This window comes from Geomicrobium sp. JCM 19037 (genome assembly GCF_000698105.1).
Taxonomy (GTDB): Bacteria; Bacillota; Bacilli; order Bacillales; family Marinococcaceae; genus Geomicrobium_A.
This window is the reverse complement of record NZ_BAWZ01000067.1, coordinates 1-2,946: the sequence shown is the minus strand read 5'-3', so window position 1 is coordinate 2,946 and position 2,946 is coordinate 1. Positions and strand designations below refer to the sequence as shown.

The 2,946-nt window shown below is 47.0% G+C and carries 1 protein-coding gene, 14 tRNA genes and 1 pseudogene; all 16 read right to left on the bottom strand.

The window, feature by feature from the left end; genetic code table 11:
• Positions 1-587 (bottom strand): annotated as a pseudogene (locus JCM19037_RS21500) (transposase family protein); the annotation flags it as partial.
• 271 nt (positions 588-858) lie between these two features.
• The gene (gene dut, locus JCM19037_RS21495) at positions 859-1,359 is read right to left on the bottom strand and encodes a dUTP diphosphatase (protein WP_042404502.1); all 501 of its coding nucleotides are present in this window, start codon (positions 1,357-1,359) and stop codon (positions 859-861) included.
• An 83-nt stretch (positions 1,360-1,442) separates the two neighbouring features.
• Positions 1,443-1,531, bottom strand: a tRNA-Leu gene (locus tag JCM19037_RS21490).
• A 26-nt stretch (positions 1,532-1,557) separates the two neighbouring features.
• Positions 1,558-1,631, bottom strand: a tRNA-Cys gene (locus tag JCM19037_RS21485).
• 6 nt (positions 1,632-1,637) lie between these two features.
• Positions 1,638-1,712: transfer RNA gene (locus JCM19037_RS21480), tRNA-Gly, on the bottom strand.
• Positions 1,713-1,717: 5 nt separating this feature from the next.
• Positions 1,718-1,792 (bottom strand) — tRNA-Gln (locus JCM19037_RS21475).
• Positions 1,793-1,795: 3 nt separating this feature from the next.
• Positions 1,796-1,870, bottom strand: a tRNA-His gene (locus tag JCM19037_RS21470).
• Positions 1,871-1,898: 28 nt separating this feature from the next.
• Positions 1,899-1,971: transfer RNA gene (locus JCM19037_RS21465), tRNA-Trp, on the bottom strand.
• A 7-nt stretch (positions 1,972-1,978) separates the two neighbouring features.
• A tRNA-Tyr gene (locus JCM19037_RS21460) sits at positions 1,979-2,063 on the bottom strand.
• 7 nt (positions 2,064-2,070) lie between these two features.
• Positions 2,071-2,146 (bottom strand) — tRNA-Thr (locus tag JCM19037_RS21455).
• 10 nt (positions 2,147-2,156) lie between these two features.
• Positions 2,157-2,232 (bottom strand) — tRNA-Phe (locus JCM19037_RS21450).
• A 20-nt stretch (positions 2,233-2,252) separates the two neighbouring features.
• Positions 2,253-2,328 (bottom strand) — tRNA-Asp (locus JCM19037_RS21445).
• A gap of 160 nt (positions 2,329-2,488) precedes the next feature.
• Positions 2,489-2,564: transfer RNA gene (locus JCM19037_RS21440), tRNA-Met, on the bottom strand.
• 6 nt (positions 2,565-2,570) lie between these two features.
• Positions 2,571-2,644: transfer RNA gene (locus JCM19037_RS21435), tRNA-OTHER, on the bottom strand.
• 30 nt (positions 2,645-2,674) lie between these two features.
• A tRNA-Ser gene (locus JCM19037_RS21430) sits at positions 2,675-2,766 on the bottom strand.
• A gap of 6 nt (positions 2,767-2,772) precedes the next feature.
• A tRNA-Asn gene (locus JCM19037_RS21425) sits at positions 2,773-2,847 on the bottom strand.
• Positions 2,848-2,946 lie beyond the last annotated feature (99 nt).

The window sequence follows — 2,946 nt, the reverse complement described above, 5'->3', positions numbered from 1 at the left end:
ACCTTTTTCCTGAAGATAGCGCTTAAGGGTCTTGGCTTTTCGATCCGGCAGAATATCCAGAGGCACACCGGTCGCTCCGTTGGCAATCAGGACTTGAAAACGTTCGCCATTCGTATCACCTTTGTACTCATCAATGGCGATCACTTCTGGCAACGCCACCACTTCTTCCAGCATCCGTGGAGCGAGCTGATCAAAACGTCGTATTGCCGTTGTTGGCGAGATGAACAGCTGTTTTGCGGTGTCTTTAAAGTTCTTACCTTGTATGACGCGTAACCCTAAAGCTTGGATGTACTCCACACTGTGGCGCTGATAGCGCTCTACCACTGGGCACGCTTCCGGAATCCGCTTGCCACAGGCACACACATACCGCCGTTTCCGGTACCACAGCAACGTATTGCGCTCAAAAAGTTTCAAATGTTGGATTTTCTGCAGTCGGTAATCATGAACCTTGTTCGTCTTCTCCCCGCACGCTGGGCAACGATGTTTCTTGCGTTCCATTTCCACGTGCAAGTGCACGTGTCTTCGATAATTTGAGCGTCGGTGACCGTCATCGTTTCCAGTCCCGGGATTGATGTGATAAAATGCATGGATACGCAGCTCCTTGTCTATGACTTGTTTCGGCAAATTCAAGTATAGAGGACAAAGGAGCCTGCGTATTTTATTTTGCCTCAGTTGTTTTTCCACCCCAACATTTAGTGTAGAGCCGTTTTTCCACCCGACCATTTAACTTAGTATAGATCCTGGAAAGAATGCTCGCAGAAAAAGCTAATTAACGCTTAAAAAACTAGGCCGGTTATTATACCTTCCTAGTTTTTTATGTGTGCTGTTTAAAACACAAATTTATTTAGACAACCTTTTCTAGTTTCCAGTTGAACCAAACCCACCAGAACCTCGAGAAGTGTCATTTAATGATTCAACTTCCAAGAAAATTGCTTGAGGTACTTGCTGCAATACTCCTTGAGCAATGCGATCATGCTTAGCAATGACATAACTTCCCTGATCAGCCTTGCTATCTATTGCTTCTCCCTTTGTTGAAAGCACACCCATTTCTTCATTGCTAGCTCCAATGTGATCAACTAGAATGCCGACCTCTCCACGGTAATCTGCATCAATCGTACCGGGGCTGTTTGAAATACGTAATTTCGTTTTTTTAGACAAGCCACTTCGTGGTCGCACTTGCATTTCGAATCCATTAGGAATTTCAAAAGCTAAGCCTGTTTTTATTAACTTTGTTTCCCCAGGTTGAATGACTACTTCTTCTAAAGCGTATAAATCAAAACCTGCAGCTGCATTCGACCCGTATGTAGGAATAACAGCATCTTCATGAAGCTTCTTAACCCGCACATCATACTTCTTCACACTTACACTCTCCTTCTAAGAAAAAAACAGCCACAAGTTATGTGACTGTTTCAATAATCGCTTTACGCGTATGTTGTAAAATATGGTGCCGAGGGCCGGACTTGAACCGGCACGGTTGTTACCAACCGCAGGATTTTAAGTCCTGTGTGTCTGCCAATTCCACCACCCCGGCATGGTATGTTAGACAGAATATAAACTTGGAGGCGGCACCGGATTTGAACCGGGGCATAGGGGTTTTGCAGACCCCTGCCTTACCACTTGGCTATGCCGCCAAAAAATGGAGCGGGAGACGAGATTCGAACTCGCGACCCCCACCTTGGCAAGGTGGTGTTCTACCACTGAACTACTCCCGCATAAATGGCTGGGCCAGCTGGATTCGAACCAGCGCATCACGGAATCAAAATCCGATGCCTTACCGCTTGGCTATGGCCCAATATGGGGCGCTGATGAGAATCGAACTCACGAGTGCCGGAACCACAATCCGGTGCGTTAACCACTTCGCCACAGCCGCCATATTTATGTGTTGTTTAATATTAAATTGGCAGGGGCAGTAGGAATCGAACCCACATCAAAGGTTTTGGAGACCTTCGTTTTACCATTAAACTATGCCCTATATAAATGGTGGAGGGGGACGGATTCGAACCGCCGAACCCTGAGGGAGCGGATTTACAGTCCGCCGCGTTTAGCCACTTCGCTACCCCTCCATATATATGGTGCCGGCCAGAGGACTTGAACCCCCAACCTACTGATTACAAGTCAGTTGCTCTACCAATTGAGCTAGACCGGCTAAATAAAGATGGTGGCTCGAGACGGAATCGAACCGCCGACACGTAGATTTTCAGTCTACTGCTCTACCGACTGAGCTATCGAGCCATAAGTATTATGTAATTTAATGGCGGGCCTGACGGGAATCGAACCCGCGATCTCCTGCGTGACAGGCAGGCATGTTAACCGCTACACCACAGGCCCCTATTATTTAAAATAAGCATCGGATTTCTTTGTCAGCTTCCGCGAACTCTTTGCTTCTTTTAAATACTACAATCTAAAGATTAATTGGTTGCACTCTCTGAGTACTACTATCTCTCTTGCTTTGAAGGAAATTCTACGTAGCATCGAGAGTAATTGTAATTGGTTGCGGGAGGAGGATTTGAACCTCCGACTCCGGGTTATGAGCCCGACGAGCTACCAGACTGCTCTATCCCGCGATATGTTGGTGACCCGTGCGGGATTCGAACCCGCGTTACCGCCGTGAAAGGCGGTGTCTTAACCCCTTGACCAACGGGCCAGCTTAATTAATTACTTCTTAGAGTTGTTATGGCGGAGAGCGAGGGATTCGAACCCTCGAGACGGTTTACGCCGCCTACACGATTTCCAATCGTGCTCCTTCGGCCACTCGGACAGCTCTCCAAAGTATGGCTCCACAGGCAGGATTCGAACCAGCGACCTACCGGTTAACAGCCGGTTGCTCTACCACTGAGCTACTGTGGAATATGTCTCGTAACGGCCTCACGGACAACATTATTTTACTCTAATAACGTTTATAATGCAAGTCATTTACGATGATTCATGATGTTTGTATTTTATGTA